At 37.8% G+C, this 15,875-nt stretch carries 10 protein-coding genes and 1 pseudogene; 10 read left to right on the forward strand and 1 reads right to left on the reverse strand.

The annotated features are described in order from the left end of the window. The first annotated feature begins 199 nt into the window (after positions 1–199). The 4 genes from carA (at position 200) to IPM14_03745 (ending at position 5,807) form a co-directional block, all read left to right on the forward strand. Positions 200–1,279 carry a glutamine-hydrolyzing carbamoyl-phosphate synthase small subunit gene (carA, locus tag IPM14_03730; protein ID MBK9097229.1) on the forward strand — a complete coding sequence of 360 codons (1,080 nt, stop codon included), beginning with the start codon at positions 200–202 and terminating at the stop codon, positions 1,277–1,279. A 193-nt stretch (positions 1,280–1,472) separates the two neighbouring features. Then, on the forward strand, positions 1,473–1,760 hold the full coding sequence (locus IPM14_03735) for a GIY-YIG nuclease family protein (protein MBK9097230.1): 288 nt from the start codon (positions 1,473–1,475) through the stop codon (positions 1,758–1,760). 73 nt (positions 1,761–1,833) lie between these two features. After that, positions 1,834–5,037 (forward strand): carbamoyl-phosphate synthase (glutamine-hydrolyzing) large subunit, encoded by a 3,204-nt coding sequence (carB, locus tag IPM14_03740; protein MBK9097231.1) that lies wholly within the window; start codon positions 1,834–1,836, stop codon positions 5,035–5,037. Positions 5,038–5,117: 80 nt separating this feature from the next. Continuing rightward, positions 5,118–5,807 (forward strand): NAD(P)-binding domain-containing protein, encoded by a 690-nt coding sequence (locus IPM14_03745; protein ID MBK9097232.1) that lies wholly within the window; start codon positions 5,118–5,120, stop codon positions 5,805–5,807. Positions 5,808–5,878: 71 nt separating this feature from the next. Here the strand turns inward: IPM14_03745 and IPM14_03750 are convergent, their stop codons facing one another. Further along, a complete protein-coding gene (locus tag IPM14_03750; protein MBK9097233.1) occupies positions 5,879–6,685 on the reverse strand; it encodes a M48 family metallopeptidase in 807 nt (268 codons plus the stop codon). A 164-nt stretch (positions 6,686–6,849) separates the two neighbouring features. Between IPM14_03750 and IPM14_03755 the strand changes: the two genes are divergently transcribed. The 6 genes and pseudogenes from IPM14_03755 (at position 6,850) to pgsW (ending at position 15,790) form a co-directional block, all read left to right on the forward strand. Beyond that, positions 6,850–7,647: a DUF4382 domain-containing protein gene (locus IPM14_03755; protein MBK9097234.1), complete on the forward strand. Its 798-nt coding sequence runs from the start codon at positions 6,850–6,852 to the stop codon at positions 7,645–7,647. 120 nt (positions 7,648–7,767) lie between these two features. Further along, a pseudogene (gene ychF, locus IPM14_03760) lies at positions 7,768–8,850 on the forward strand (redox-regulated ATPase YchF). Between the two features lie 255 nt (positions 8,851–9,105). Further along, positions 9,106–12,912: a T9SS type A sorting domain-containing protein gene (locus IPM14_03765; GenBank protein ID MBK9097235.1), complete on the forward strand. Its 3,807-nt coding sequence runs from the start codon at positions 9,106–9,108 to the stop codon at positions 12,910–12,912. A 68-nt stretch (positions 12,913–12,980) separates the two neighbouring features. Beyond that, on the forward strand, positions 12,981–14,168 hold the full coding sequence (pgsB, locus tag IPM14_03770; GenBank protein MBK9097236.1) for a poly-gamma-glutamate synthase PgsB: 1,188 nt from the start codon (positions 12,981–12,983) through the stop codon (positions 14,166–14,168). Beyond that, on the forward strand, positions 14,161–14,613 hold the full coding sequence (gene pgsC / locus IPM14_03775; protein MBK9097237.1) for a poly-gamma-glutamate biosynthesis protein PgsC: 453 nt from the start codon (positions 14,161–14,163) through the stop codon (positions 14,611–14,613). Before pgsB ends, pgsC begins: the two co-directional genes overlap by 8 nt. Before the next feature lie 61 nt (positions 14,614–14,674). Next, positions 14,675–15,790, forward strand: a complete 1,116-nt coding sequence (gene pgsW / locus IPM14_03780) for a poly-gamma-glutamate system protein (GenBank protein ID MBK9097238.1) — start codon at positions 14,675–14,677, stop codon at positions 15,788–15,790. Positions 15,791–15,875 lie beyond the last annotated feature (85 nt).

Below are 15,875 nucleotides of genomic sequence, written 5' to 3' on the forward strand. Positions count from 1 at the left end.
ACACAACTTATATTTGTCTCAAATTTTCTATTGAGTAGTGAGAGCAAGAGTTAAAATTTCAGATATTGTTTTACGAATAAATTTTTTATGAACCAGTCCGGTAATTGCCGGACTATTTTTTTGCTTTAAAGTGATATGTCGAACAAAAATGAAACGAAAGAGATGATATCTTTTCTGCCAGAGGCGGACAGGTAAAAAGATGTCATCTCTAAAAAGTAAAACAGCAAAATTAATTTTAGAAGACGGTTCCGAGTTTGAAGGAATCAGCTTTGGGTATGAAGGAAATACAAACGGGGAAGTAGTCTTCAATACCGGTATGGTTGGTTATCCGGAAACCTTAACTGATCCAAGCTATCGCGGACAAATTCTTGTCTGCACTTTTCCATTAATTGGCAACTATGGAATTCCTGACAGAGAAAAATCTAATGGAGTTTCAAAAAATTTTGAATCCGATTCCATTCATGTTCGTGGATTAATAGTTTCAAATTATTCAGATGAATATTCACACTGGAGTGCAAAAAGTTCACTTGGCGATTGGTTGAAGGATGAAAAAATTCCTGCGATCACTGGAATTGACACACGAATGCTTACAAGAAAACTGCGCGACAAGGGAACGATGCTTGGAAAGATAGTTATAGCTGAAAATGATAAAGTCGAAATTACTGATCCGAATGCTACAGATCTGGTAAAAGAAGTATCAGTAAAAGAACCTGTTGAGTATTCCGCCGGTAGTAAAAAAATAATTTTAGTTGATTGCGGAACTAAGAATAACATCATTCGTGCTTTTCTCGGAAGAAACATTTCCGTAATCCGTGTTCCATACGATTATGATTTTACATCAATCAAAGCAAACGGAATAATGCTTTCAAATGGCCCCGGTGATCCTAAGATGAATGTTGAAACTATTGAACATACAAAGAAAGCAATGGAGACAAATATTCCGATTCTTGGAATTTGTCTTGGTTCTCAAATACTTGCGCTTGCTGCAGGTGCTGATACTTACAAATTAAAATATGGTCATCGCGGGCACAATCAGCCATGCAATGAAATGGGAACAAAAAGATGTTACATAACTTCGCAGAATCATGGTTATGCAGTTAAGTCAGATACACTTCCGCAGGATTGGCGCGAGTGGTTTATTAATGATAATGATGGAACAAATGAAGGAATAATTCACATATCAAAACCATTTTTTGCAGCGCAGTTTCATCCTGAAGCTTCTCCGGGTCCGGATGACTGTGAGTTTATATTTGATATGTTTGTTAGAGCTCTCAAATAGTATTGTCATTCCGGAGGAGCGAAGCGACATCCGGAATCTAGATTCTGCTTTCGCAGGAATGACAGCATAGCTCTGGTTTTTTAATATTTAAAAGATGCTGGAACAAGCCTGCATGCCGGTTCAGCATGACAAGAAAGAGAACTGTCATCCTGAATTCATTTCAGGATCTGCGTTGGCCGGGTGATAAATCAGTATGAAAAACTATTATGTGTATATAATAACAAATAACTCAAAAACGCTTTATATCGGAGTGACCGATGATTTAATGAGGAGAGTATATGAACATAAAAATAAATTGATCGACGGCTTTACAAAAAAATACAATCTGACAAAGCTAGTTTACTTTGAAACTTTTAATAGAATTGAGGATGCAATTAGAAGAGAAAAGCAGTTGAAAAATTGGCATCGACAGTGGAAAGTAAATTTAATCGAATCAGTCAATAAGGACTGGGAAGATCTTTCTATGGAATTTGGAAACTGAGATGCTGAAACAAGTTCAGCATGACAGCCGCCAATGTCATCCTGAATTTATTTCAGGATCAGGATAAATTATGATGATAAAAAAACGAAAACCCAAAAAAGTATTAATCCTCGGCTCCGGTGCTTTGCAGATAGGGCAGGCTGGTGAGTTTGACTATTCCGGCTCGCAGGCAATTAAAGCATTAAAGGAAGACGGAATAACTTCCATCCTTATAAATCCGAACATCGCAACGATTCAAACTTCAGAAAACTTTGCTGACAAAGTTTACTTCATTCCAATCACTGCTGAGTTTGTTGAACGTGTAATCGAGAAAGAACAGCCGGACAGCATTCTGCTACAGTTTGGTGGACAGACTGCGTTGAATGTTGGTGTTCAGTTATTTGATAAAGGGATTCTCGAAAAGCATAATGTTCAAGTGCTCGGAACTCCTGTTGAAGCTATTAAGGATACAGAAGATAGACTTTTGTTTGCAAATAAGTGTACTGAAATCGGTTTGAAAGTTGCTCGAAGTAAAACAGCAAAGAGTGTCGACGAAGCAAACAGGGTTGCAAATGAAATTGGTTTTCCTGTGATGGTGAGAATCGCTTATGCACTTGGCGGACTTGGTTCAGGAATAGTCAATAATGAAAAAGAGTTAAAAGAAAAAGCAGAAAAAGCATTCCGATATACAAATCAAATCTTGATCGAAGAATCACTCTATGGCTGGAAAGAAGTTGAGTACGAAATTGTGCGTGATAAATATGACAACTGCATTACAACCTGCTCGATGGAAAATATTGACCCGATGGGAATTCACACCGGTGACAGCGTTGTTATTGCTCCGGTTCAAACTCTTTCCGCACAGGAAAATTTCAAGCTTCGCTCGATAGGAATAAAATTAATTAGACATATCGGAGTGATCGGTGAATGCAATATCCAATATGCTCTTGATCCAAACTCAGATGATTACAGAATTATCGAAGTCAACGCTCGACTCAGCAGAAGTTCTGCACTTGCATCAAAAGCAACTGGCTATCCTCTAGCATTTATAGCAACAAAGCTTGCACTTGGTTATGCACTCAACGAAGTTGAAAACAGTATTACACAGGAAACTTCTGCATGTTTTGAGCCTGCACTAGATTATGTTGCGCTGAAATTTCCAAGATGGGATCTGCAGAAATTCCAGCAGGTTAGTACTCAGCTTGGTTCTGAAATGAAATCTGTTGGTGAAGTGATGTCACTCGGAAGAAGCTTTGAGGAAATTCTTCAAAAAGCGATCAGAATGCTTGATGTAGGTCTTAAAGGTCTTGTCTGCAATGATCTAAAGTTTGCTGATCTTGATAAAGAATTATCGCAACCAACTGACAAAAGAATTTTTGCAATTGCTGTTGCTTTGCAGAATGGTTACTCAATTGAGAAGATTCATCAGCTGACAAAGATTACTCCCTGGTTCCTTCATAAAATGAAAAACATTGTCGAAACTGAATTGAAGTTGAAACAATCCGCCGTCGGCGGATCGAATGAAATTGATCCTACTTTAATGAAAGAAGCAAAGCAAAATGGATTTTCGGATTTGCAGATAGCTGAGTTAATCGGCTCAACAGAAAATGAAGTCCGTGGAAAAAGAAAATCACTTGGTGTTTTCCCTGTTGTAAAACAAATCGATACCATGGCTGCAGAATATCCGGCACAAACAAATTATCTCTACTTGACTTATCACGGAAACGAGCACGATATCTCAGTGGGAGAGAAAAACCAAATAGCGGTCATCGGAAGTGGTGCTTATCGTATTGGTTCGTCAGTTGAGTTTGATTGGTGCTGCGTTACAGCTGTTAATGGAATTAATAACAGCGGCTACAAATCCATAATGATTAATTGTAATCCGGAAACCGTTAGCACAGATTATGATATTTGCGACAAACTTTACTTCGAACAGCTTACTTTAGAAAGAGTTCTCGACATTTGTGATTTGGAAAATCCAGAAGGTGTTATTGTTTCAATGGGTGGACAAGTTCCGAATAATCTTGCAATGAAGCTTCACAATGCAGGTGTAAAAATAATCGGCACTTCTCCAATCCAGATTGATAACGCAGAAAGCAGACACAAGTTTTCGCAAATACTTGATAAGCTTGAGATAGACCAGCCGGAATGGAGTGAAGTTACAACTCTTGATGAAGCGAAAAAGTTTTCAGCGAAGGTTGGCTATCCGGTTTTAATAAGACCAAGTTATGTTCTTAGCGGTGCAGCGATGAGTATTGTTTTGACCGAAGATGAACTTGAAACTTATCTGGTAAAAGCAACTGAGCTGAACAGGGAACACCCTGTTGTCATCAGCAAGTTTATCACAGACGCACGCGAAATTGAGATAGATGCTGTCTCTGATCACGGAGAACTTTTCTGTTATGCAATTGCTGAGCACGTAGAGAATGCAGGAGTTCATTCGGGTGATGCAACAATAGTGCTTCCTCCGCAGAGAACGTATCTTGAAACAATGAGAAGAATAAAAATCATCACAAAGAAAATTGCGAAAGAGTTTGAAATAAACGGACCATTCAACATTCAGTTTATTGCAAAAGATAATGATGTGAAAGTAATTGAATGCAACCTTCGTGCATCACGAAGCTTTCCTTTTGTTTCAAAAACTTTGAAGATAAACTTTATTGATATTGCGACACGAATTATGCTTGGTGAAAAAGTAGCGAAGATAGATAAATCATCTTTCGATCTTGATTATGTCGGAGTGAAAGCATCACAATTTTCTTTTACAAGATTGAAAGGCTCCGATCCTGTTACAGGAGTTGAGATGTCTTCAACAGGAGAAGTTGCTTGTCTTGGTGATGATTTCAATGAAGCATTTCTGAAATCTGTTTTATCAACCGGACAAAAAATTCCACGGAAAGCTGCTCTTCTTTCAACAGGAACTCCAAAAAACAAAGCTGAACTTCTGGAAGACATCATTGCACTGAAAAAAATGGGATTGAAATTCTACGGAACAAAAGGAACATCAGACTACTACAAGTTGAATGGGATTGATGTTGAAGTTCTTTACCGACCTTTTGATGAAAAAGAACCATCGATATTAACTTATCTTGGTAATGGTGAAATTGATATGGTAATTAATATTCCAAAGACCGCAGAGAAAGTCGAGCTTGATAGTGATTATATTATCCGCAGGAAAGCAGTTGATTTAAACATTCCTCTTTTCACAAACGTACAGGCAACAAAAAGATTTATAAAAGCACTTCAGCAATTCACAACGGATACACTACCAGTTAAAAGTTGGGATGAGTATCAGTAAACTATAACTGACGTTAATAATTAATTAGAATTTCAAATTAGATTAAAAACAAAAATTATTTTAATAACTAAGGAGCTAATATGAAAATCGGAATTCTCGGAACCGGTGTCGTCGGACAAACTATTACTGAAAAATTATCACAGCTTGGTCATCAGGTAATGATCGGAACAAGAGATAAGCAATTAACGCTTGCTAAAACCGGAAAAGATAATTTTGGCAGACCGCCAGTCAGTGAATGGCTGAAAAATAATTCAAAAGTTCAGCTTGGGACTTATTCAGAAGCTGCATCATACGGAGAGTTTCTCGTCAATGCAACAAGCGGTACAGGTTCTTTGGATGCGCTTAAATTAGCGGGTGAAAATAATCTTACTAATAAAGTTTTACTGGATATTTCTAATCCGCTTGATTTTTCAAAAGGGATGCCGCCGACTTTAACAATCTGCAACACTGATTCGCTGGGTGAATTGATTCAAAGAACATTTCCAAATTTAAAGGTTGTGAAAAGCCTAAATACATTAACCGCTTACCTGATGGTGAATCCAAAACTTCTGCCGGAGCCAACAAATATTTTTTTGAATGGAAATGATACAGGCGCAAAAAACGAAGTTAGAAATCTCTTAACTACTTTCGGTTGGAACGAAAAAGATATAATAGATATGGGAGATATTACAACTGCCAGAGGAACAGAGCAAATTCTTCCTATCTGGGTAAGATTATGGGGAACTCTTCAAACTCCGATGTTTAACTTTAAAATTGTTGTGGGTAAGTAAAATAAATTTAAAGGATTTTTATTTGAACCGAATGGGCTGATTATTATATCAGCCCAATTTCATTAGAGCAATTACTTCTTATAATACTTCATTGCTTCGGGAATCCAGGAATTGATATCCTCTATTCTTGTCTGGTCAGAAGGGTGAGTACTTAAAAATTCCGGTGGTGATCCACCTTGTTTCCCTGCAGCCATTCTTTTCCAGAATTCCGGTGCAGCATGCGGATCGTAGCCAGCCATCGCCATAAAAATTAATCCGAGATGATCAGCTTCGCTTTCGTGTGTTCTGCTGTAGGGAAGCATGATTCCTACAGTTGTTCCTACTCCGTAAACTGAAAGCCAGATTGCTTGTGTTTGAGCAGGTTCATCTTTCATTGCAACCATCAATCCAACTGCGCCGACTTGCTGTAAAAGCTGTTGACTCATCCTTTCATTCCCGTGCTCGGCAATTGCGTGGGCAATTTCGTGACCCATTACGACTGCCAAACCAACTTCATCCTGAGTGACAGGTAATATACCTGTATAAACCACAACCTTACCGCCAGGCATGCACCATGCATTTACCTGTTCATCCTCTACAAGATTGAATTCCCAGTTATAACCTTTTAGTCTATTTGATAATTTATTATCGGCCATATACCTTTCAACTGCAGTTTTAATTTTTCCACCAACACTTTTTACCATATTTACCTGAGACTGATTTGTGCTTAACTTACTTTCTTTCAGGAATTGATCATACTGTTGAAAGCTCATTGACAGCATTTCACTGCTGGGTATCATATTAAGCTGCGATCTGCCTGTTAGTGGGACTGAACTGCAAGTCTGAAACAGAAAAACAGTAACAACTGCAAAAACGAATGAAATAATTATTTGTTTCATAGCAACTCCTTTTAAAGTATTTTTTTAGAACTTTTATAATGTATCAAATTGAATTCTAATCACAAAAATAATATTTGAGAGAGAAATTTATGACCTAAAATTGCATTTAAATTTGGTCTTAAAATTGTCAAGTTTAAAGTGAAATCAATAATTAAAGGAGAGTTATGAAAACATTAGCAATTTTTGCAATATTATCGAGTATTATGATCTGGACGGGTTGTTCAGATGAATCGACAACCGTCGATCCTGTCACACAAAACGGTCGTCTCAAGATGTATTTGGTTGATTCCCCGGCTGCACTTGATTCTGTGATTATTTGCGTGACCAGAGTTGAAGTACATCGGGCTGGCAGTGATTCAACAAGCGGTTGGATTGTTATTAATGACTCCACCAGATATTTCGATTTATTACAGCTAACCAATGGTGCTTCAGCAGTATTAGGAGATAGTTCATTACCTGCGGGTCAATACACACAAATCAGGCTTTTTATTGGTGACGGAAGTTATGTAATCGATCAAGGAATTAAGCACGACCTTGAAGTACCGAGTGGATCGCAATCAGGATTAAAATTAATTCATCAGTTTACAATTGAAGCAGGCAAGTTATATGAACTGCTTCTTGATTTTAATGTTGAGAAATCAATTGTAATCACTGGCAACGGCCAGTATAAACTAAAACCAACTATAAGAGTAATTCCTATTGTTATTTCTGGTAGTATTTCCGGCTTGGTTCTACCTTTAGATGCTCAACCGACGATCTGGACTGTCTACGGAACAGACACGATCACAACTTATACCGATTTACAAGGCCACTTTAAATTAATGGGACTGTTACAAGGTTTGTACGATGTTAATATTATTCCACTGGATACTATGGTTTACAGAGATACTGTAATTACCGGCGTTCAGGTGATTGCAAATCAGGAGACTGACATTGATACTGTGACTCTCCTGCCTAAATGATTTAATTAAACTTCTTTCATGAGCCGCTTCTTAGCGGCTTTTTTATTTTACAGACGATACTAAAAGTGCGTTTAGTATATTTGGTTTGTAAAAACAAAAACAAATTCAGAATTAACCATAATGCAAATCGGTATAGTTGGATTACCACAATCAGGCAAGTCAACGTTATTTCAAACAATCACAAAAACCCATCTTGATGCATCATCGATGGCAAAAACTGAGACTCATCAGGCAGTGATCAAAGTGCCGGATGCTCGTCTAGATAAACTAACTGCAATTTTCAACCCGAAGAAAAAGACAAGCGCAACAATTGAAGTGCTTGATGTTGTTGGATTAAGCAAAGGGGACAGCGGATCAACCCAGTTTACAAGCAACTTTCTCGGAAAAGTTAAAACCAACGATGCATTGATACAGGTAGTAAGATTATTTAATAATGAACTAGTTCCTCATCCTGATGGATCGGTGAATATGATGAGAGACATTGATGCCTTCGAAACAGAATTTATTTTTTCTGACCTGGCAATCATTGAAAAAAGAATTGACACAGTTAAAAAGCAAGTACAGAAAACTCAGGATGATAAGCTTAAAAGAGAATTACCACTTCTTGAAAAATGTTATGGGCTGCTGCAGGAAGAAAAACCATTGAGAGATGCTCATCTTACAAATGATGAAATGAAAGTATTAAATTCGTTCCAGCTTCTAACAATAAAGCCAATGCTAATTGCACTTAATCTCGATGAATCTCAGGTGAATGATACTTCAAAGTATCTTGATGAGCTCATAAAGAAAAAATTAAGCAAGAATACAAAAGCACTTTTCTTTTTTGGGAAGATCGAACAGGAAATGTCAGAACTCGCTGAAAAAGAAGCAGAAATTTTTATGAACGAGTACGGAATCAAAGAATCTGCACTGAACAGTATAATCAGAGAAGCCTATGATCTGCTCGGTCTTCAATCATTCTTCACCTGCGGCGATACTGAATGCCGTGCCTGGACAATTTAAAAAGGTTCAACGGCTCAAGAAGCTGCAGGAGAAATTCACACCGACTTCTACAACAAATTCATTCGTGCTGAAGTTGTCGGATATGATGATTTTATTTCTGCCGGTACATTCGCAAAAGCAAAAGAGCAGGGTACCTGGAGATTGGAAGGAAAAGAATACATTGTTAAAGATGGGGATATTATGATCATTCGCCACGGCTGACGCTTAAAACTAAATTTTATAGACAGTTTTTACCTCGTGTATTTCCATTTTACTTTTCATGACTTAATTCATCTTGAAATACATTTAATTTTTAGGAATGCAAGTTGCTCTTGGAACAAAGATAAAATAAAAATTAGCAACAGTTGGTAACGACAAAATTTCCAGCTAATTTTAAAGCTAAGATTACGATTCATCCGTACATCGCATCCGTTTGAAAAATAACTTTTTTCATTAAATACATATAGGGAGATATAAGTGATGATTAATATAAAATCACTTGGCTGTCTTTTAATTGTTTTGATTCACTCCATTTCCTTCGCACAATGGATATCGATCGATAAATATTCCATCCCCGATTCACCACCAATTGTTCAACTGATAAGTGATGATGCTTATAGCACAATAATCAAAGTTGATTTGCCGGGCTTTCGCATCAGGGAATTTACATCTGATGGGAAAACTTACCACGAGATTAACTGCGGAGGTGAAGCGATAACATCTGAAGTTGGTTATCCTGAAATATCTCATATAGCTAAGATGCTTGCGATCCCGGACGATGGAACTTTGAGTATAGAAATAATTGAATCATCACCTGTTCAGGTTTTCAAAGGAATAAATATTCCGCCTGCGAGAGAAAGCTGGGTAGAAGGACAACCCGAAACACCGTATGCAGAAAATCTGCTGGCTTATTCTTCTGAAGATATTTACCCAAGCACGTATGCAAAAGCAGATGATCCCGTGATCTTCAGGGATTTTAGAATAGCACGCATTTCAATTTTTCCGATTCGGTATTCACCTTCAAAACATGAAATTCATGCGGTTTCATCTATTACAATCAAAGTGAATTACCAGTCGGGTCCCGGACTCAATGCAAAAATGACTCTTCCGAAACCAATCGCTCCGGCATTCGCTAAACTATACCGAAAGTACATTCTTAATTATGATGAAATATTACAGCGCAGGTACAGTGGAATGGAAAACGGTCACGATATAATGTTATGCATAATGCCTGACATATATGTTGAAGAATTCCAACCTTATGCTGAATGGAAACACAAATCGGGAACAGAAATTTATATAACAAAATTCAGTGAGATCGGGGCAAACCAATCTAATCCCGACATTATTAAAAATTATATTTTGAATATTTATAATTCCTGGATAGATGCTCCAACACATATCTTAATTGTGGGAGACTATGGATCGCCAGCAGGTAATGCACCTGTAAAATATTGGACTGGCAGCGGATGGACTTTTGTTAATGAGGATTACTTTGTTGAGTTGGAGGGAAACGATTACTTCCCCGAAATGATGATCGGAAGGTTTACCAATTATAATGGTGTCAGTGGTGGTGGAGAACAGATATTACAGGTTATGGTGAATAAGTTTCTAAAATATGAAAAAGATCCATACACTGCTGAGACTGGGTGGTACAAAAAAGCTACCGTCTGTTCAAATAATTATTATGCTTCACAAGTCGATACAAAAAGGTTTACTGCGCAACGTATGCTGGAGTTCGGTGGATTTACTTCTGTAGATACTATGATGAGTAATGCACAATGTACATACGATGTAAATGATATTGTATCTGCTCTTAATAATGGAAGAAGTTTTCTCAATTACCGTGGCGAAGGCTGGGATGATGGCTGGCATGCAAGCTGTTATTATTTTGGCAACTCACACGTTAATAGTTTGAATAACGCTAACAAGCTAACATTCGTAACAAGTATTGGCTGTGGTGTAGCGATGTTCGATGCCGGAAATTGTTTCGGCGAAGCATGGATAGAGATGGGCTCATTAACAGCACCACCCAGAGGCGGATGCGCTTTTATAGGTCCAACGTCCAACACACATACTGCTTACAATAATGCCATTGATAAGGGAATTTATACTGCTATGTTTACACAATCAGGATCCGTCGTACAAAATCTTGATAGTCCCGGAGAAGCACTTTTAGCAGGAAAACTTTTTATGTATGAACGATTTGGGGGTACTGATCCATACGTTCAATACCACTATAAGATATATTGCGTACTCGGAGATCCCAGTATGCATATCTGGAAAGATATTCCAAATCCGGTTTCTGTTTTCCATCCTGATGAAATTTATGTCGGATTTAACCAGGTTCAAGTAACCGTGAATAACACAGCCAGCGGGTTACCTGTTAGTAATGCCCGGGTCTGTATTTCAGGAAATGGTGTTTATGAAACGGCAATAACAGATGGACTTGGAATTGCCACACTTGATTTAACTCCTAATTCGGTAGGTATGCTTTATCTTACAGTCACAGGCGGAAACGTTATTCCAAGTCTGGATTCAATTATTGTTAGTCTCGGGACAGAAAATGTCACTCCTACCGGAGAACCTATTCTTACCGATCTTGATGGAAATGATGACGGGCTCATAAATCCTAATGAAAACTGTTCAATGGCTTTTACACTGAAAAATTGGGGAACAATCAGTTCGAGCAACGTTTATGCTGTAATTTCTATTCCGGATTCTGTAACTAATGTTCAGATGGTTGTTGACTCAATTGTTTTTGGAAATATCGCTCCTAACGATTCAATTATCGGCTCACCATTTCAATTTTTCATAAAACCCGAATGCCCTGTAGGCTACGTAATTCCATTTACAATACACATTGCAAGCACTACAAATTCCTGGGATTATTCCTATAATGAAATTGTTCACGGTTGTGACTTGAATTTCAGTGAGTTTTATGTCGATGATGAAGGAAATGTTCTTCGTAATTACAGGATGGATCCCGGTGAGACTGTAGAAGTGACATTTAAAATATTAAATGTAGGAGACGATATTGCCCCTGATGTTACGGGTATAATAAGCACAAGCGATCCGTACATAACAATTCTTGATTCAATCGGAGTTTTCGGAACGATTTTGGCTGACAGCAACTCCCTTAATGGATCTGATACTTATACTATAACTGTAAGCAATGATTGTCCTCCTCAATACAATGCCAGCTTCACACTTCAGCTTGAAACTCAAAATGGGTTGTATCCTTACACTTCAATTGAATCTATAACCTTACCTATCGCAATGCCTATTCTTTCAGACCCAACAGGACCTGATCTATATGGATATTATGCTTATTCAAGTCATGATGTTCTTTGGGAACAGTCTCCAGAATACAACTGGGTAGAAATTGAAGCGGTTGGAACTGAAATACCAAAACCGGGCGGAATAAGTGATTTTACTCAAACAGTGGATTTACCTTTCGCATTCAAATATTATGGAAACACATTTACACAACTTAGGATCAGTGGTGATGGCTGGATTGCTTTCGGAAGCGGAACACAGACCAAGTCACAAAACTATCCTCTCCCTTGTTTAGATACACTTAATAATATGACCGCAGTGTTCTGGACAGATTTCTTTTCTAATGGGCCTCAGGGAGGAGGGAAATTATACTATTACTCAGACCTTGTTAATCATAGATTTATTGTAGAGTGGGATACGGTGCCACATAAATCAGACATTACAGATAAAGAGACTTTTGAAATAATTCTTCATGATCCGGCTTACTATCCTACAGCAACAGGTGATGGAGAAATAATATTTCAATTTAAAGAAGTTGAAGAAGCCGGAGGTTGCACTGTGGGAATAGAGAACAGCACTGAAGATATTGGTTTGCAATATTTGTATAATGAGATTTATGATGTTACAGCAAATGAGCTAGTTAATGGTTTGGCAATTAAATTTACAACAGCGGCTCCGACTGTGGTTTCTGTTGATGATGATGGGGAAATGGACGAACTAGTTCCCACTGCATTTTTACTTGAGCAAAATTATCCGAATCCTTTCAATCCTTCAACACGTATAGGCTATTCAATACCGGAAGCAGCATTTGTCAAATTGAATATTTACGACATAAATGGGATAATTGTGAGAACTTTATTTGAAGGAAATCAAACTGCTGGAAGCTACAATGCTGTATGGGACGGTGAAAATAGTTCAGGGTTTAAGGTTGGATCAGGAGTTTATTTCTACAGAATTCAGGCAAATAGTTTTGTGCAGACAAAGAAGATGATACTTCTTAAGTAATGTATTTGGAAGAAACGCTCTTAATTAATTGTGAAGAGTAAATGAATCAGAAGAAATAGTCACTTGGTATGTACGTTTTTACTGTTCTATTAATTGTATTGGTGATTGTTTCTCTGTATGGTTTGATTGAATATTATTTTCATCAAAAAAGAATTTATTCAATCCCTATCAGGATTCACGTTAATGGCACCAGAGGCAAATCCAGTGTCACACGATTGATTGGTGCAGCTTTACGTGAAGGCGGCATCAAGACCATCACAAAAGTTACCGGAACTTATCCGCGACTCATCCTCGAGAATGGCTGTGAAGTCGGAATTTATCGGAAAGCTGGCGCTAATATTATTGAGCAGTTATCAATAGTAAGATTTGCTTCCAAAAGAAATGCACAGGCAATTGTGATGGAATGTATGGCCGTTCAACCGCAATACCAATGGATTACAGAAAACAAAATGCTGCACTCCACTCTTGCTGTAATTACCAATGTTCGATTGGACCACATTGATGTAATGGGTTATTCTCTTCCCGAAATTGCAACAGCACTCGGAAATACAATTCCTAAAAACAAGCATCTGTTAACAGCAGAAAAAGTTATTTTCAATAAGCTGGAAGAAATAGCTCACAAAAGAAACTGCAGGATTGAGTTAGCAGAAGAGAGCCTGATAACAGAACAGGAAATGAAAGGCTTCAACCATATCGAGCACAAAGAAAATGTCGCACTTGCTCTTGCTGTAAGTATGCAGGTTGGTGTTGATAGGAAAACAGCGTTAAACGGAATGTACAAAGCAGTTCCCGATGCGGGTGCATTAAAAATTTCGAAAGTAAATGTATTTAATAAGAATATTACTTTCTTCAATGCATTTGCAGCTAATGATCCTCAGTCAACCCTGATGATCTGGGAGAAAATAAAGAGAGAGATCGGACTTCGCGGAGTAAAAATGATTTTGCTTAATACAAGACAGGATCGTTTGGACAGAGCAAAACAATTATCATCCATGATCGGCTCAGAGTTGAAAGACCAGTTTGATTATTTAATCCTGATCGGACAATCCTCTGAAATCGTAGAAGAATTAGCTGTTGCCAGTGGTGTGAAGCGGAACAAGATTGTAAACCTTGGCTGGACTGAACCTGAAGCTGTCTTCGAAGCAATACTTGCATACACAGTCGAACAATCCACAGTTGTCGCAATAGGAAATATGGGCGGAATGGGTGGCAAAGTAGTTGACTTCTTTGAAAACCGGAGCGTTGTTTATGGTTGAGCTTGCAATTACTCTCGGATTAATTTTCAGCTTGCTCTCCTATGAAGTTTTTGGTTTAGCTGCCGGTGGAATAGTGGTTCCTGGTTACATCGCCTTGCAGCTATCTCAACCGGACAGACTTGCCGGAATTATTCTTGTTAGCTTATCAACATTTTTGATAATAAAAATTTTAGGTCATTATACCTTTCTTTATGGAAGAAGACAGATGGTTGTATGTCTTCTTGTCGGTTGCTTGCTTGCAAATTTTTCCAGACAGTTTTTATTGATTGATTTAACGTCTAATATGGTTCAACTGCAGGCTGTTGGCTGGGTTGTTCCCGGTCTGATCGCTCACTGGTTCGGAAAGCAGGGAATATTCAGAACCCTTTGTGTTCTGTTCATTACTTCAGTGCTTGTCAGGTTAATTGTGATTTTAATTTTTAACGGTGAATTATTACCGACATAAAATTCTCAGATAATAATTGCAGATACAAAATTTAAATTCCGGTTCTAAAACAGTGCTAAGTGTGTTATCGCTTTTGGCGCTTATGGCATTTCTTGCTGTGGAGTACGGCAAAGAAGATGTAAAGCTAAAATATTATGATCAGAAAATTGAAGCATCGAAGCTCACAAAAGAAGCAGCTGATTATCTGAAAGATTTGCGTTTACGTAAAAGTGTTTTTGTTGATGTTGTGAATGATCCGAATGAAACGGCTTTAATCGGGCAGGATATTACTCCAATAACAACAGATCGCGGATACATTGAAGCAAAGCTTACATCAACTAATCCGAATTTCTCAGCGGTTGTTGTCGATATGCTTAAGGAATTAGAACTGGAAAAGAATGATGTTGTTGCCGTCGCATTTACTGGTTCATTCCCCGGAATTAACATTGCAGTTCATTCAGCGCTTCAGACATTAAAGCTGCGACCGATTATAATTACTTCCGTTGGTGCCTCAAATTGGGGAGCAAACGATCCATATTACACCTGGCTGGATATGGAAAACGCTCTTTATAAAAAAGGAATATTTAAAAACAGAACTGTTGCTGCTTCTATTGGTGGTGGACTTGACAGGGGGAGAGGTCTTAGTCCGGAAGGAAGACAATTAATTATTGATGCGATTAACAGAAATAAAGTAGAATTTATAAACGAAGAACATCTTGAAAGCAGCATTCAAAAAAGAATTGATATATATAATCATCACAGAAAGAAAGATAGAATAAAAGCATTCATTAATGTCGGCGGTGGAATTTCAAGCATAGGCTCAGTAGAAAATGTTCAATTCATACCGACTGGTTTATCAAAAACTCTTCCGATGAAAAATTACCCTGTCAGAGGTTTACTTGTTTACATGGCTGAAAAGAATATTCCAATAATTCATTTGTTGAATTTAAACCAGCTCGCACAGCAATATGGATTACCATTGAATCCAACACCGCTGCCTCGTCCCGGTGAGGGAGAAATATTTATTCAGAAAAGATACAGTGTTTTGCTTACAGCCGGGGTAAGTTTATTTCTAACAATCGCAATCGCTTTTGTATACTTCATGGAAAGAAAACGTCATCAGCTTGGAACAGAACAGGTGCAAATGCGGCCGCAAACTCCCGAAGTTGATAATCAAAATTCAGACTTATTACTTTGACAATAATGAAGTTTAAATATTTATATAAGTTATTCTTAATGGTGCTTCTGATATTAACAGCGAGTCTTTTGACATTTGGAGCTCC

Source organism: bacterium (genome assembly GCA_016716565.1).
Lineage (GTDB): Bacteria > Bacteroidota > Ignavibacteria > Ignavibacteriales > Ignavibacteriaceae > IGN2.

Bases quoted from the DNA above. Each gene is read 5' to 3' on its own strand.
- carA (MBK9097229.1), top strand. From the start codon at position 200: ATGTCATCTCTAAAAAGTAAAACAGCAAAATTAATTTTAGAAGACGGT.
- IPM14_03735 (MBK9097230.1), top strand. From the start codon at position 1,473: ATGAAAAACTATTATGTGTATATAATAACAAATAACTCAAAAACGCTT.
- carB (MBK9097231.1), top strand. From the start codon at position 1,834: ATGATAAAAAAACGAAAACCCAAAAAAGTATTAATCCTCGGCTCCGGT.
- IPM14_03745 (MBK9097232.1), top strand. From the start codon at position 5,118: ATGAAAATCGGAATTCTCGGAACCGGTGTCGTCGGACAAACTATTACT.
- IPM14_03750 (MBK9097233.1), bottom strand. From the start codon at position 6,685: ATGAAACAAATAATTATTTCATTCGTTTTTGCAGTTGTTACTGTTTTT.
- IPM14_03755 (MBK9097234.1), top strand. From the start codon at position 6,850: ATGAAAACATTAGCAATTTTTGCAATATTATCGAGTATTATGATCTGG.
- pgsB (MBK9097236.1), top strand. From the start codon at position 12,981: ATGTACGTTTTTACTGTTCTATTAATTGTATTGGTGATTGTTTCTCTG.
- pgsC (MBK9097237.1), top strand. From the start codon at position 14,161: ATGGTTGAGCTTGCAATTACTCTCGGATTAATTTTCAGCTTGCTCTCC.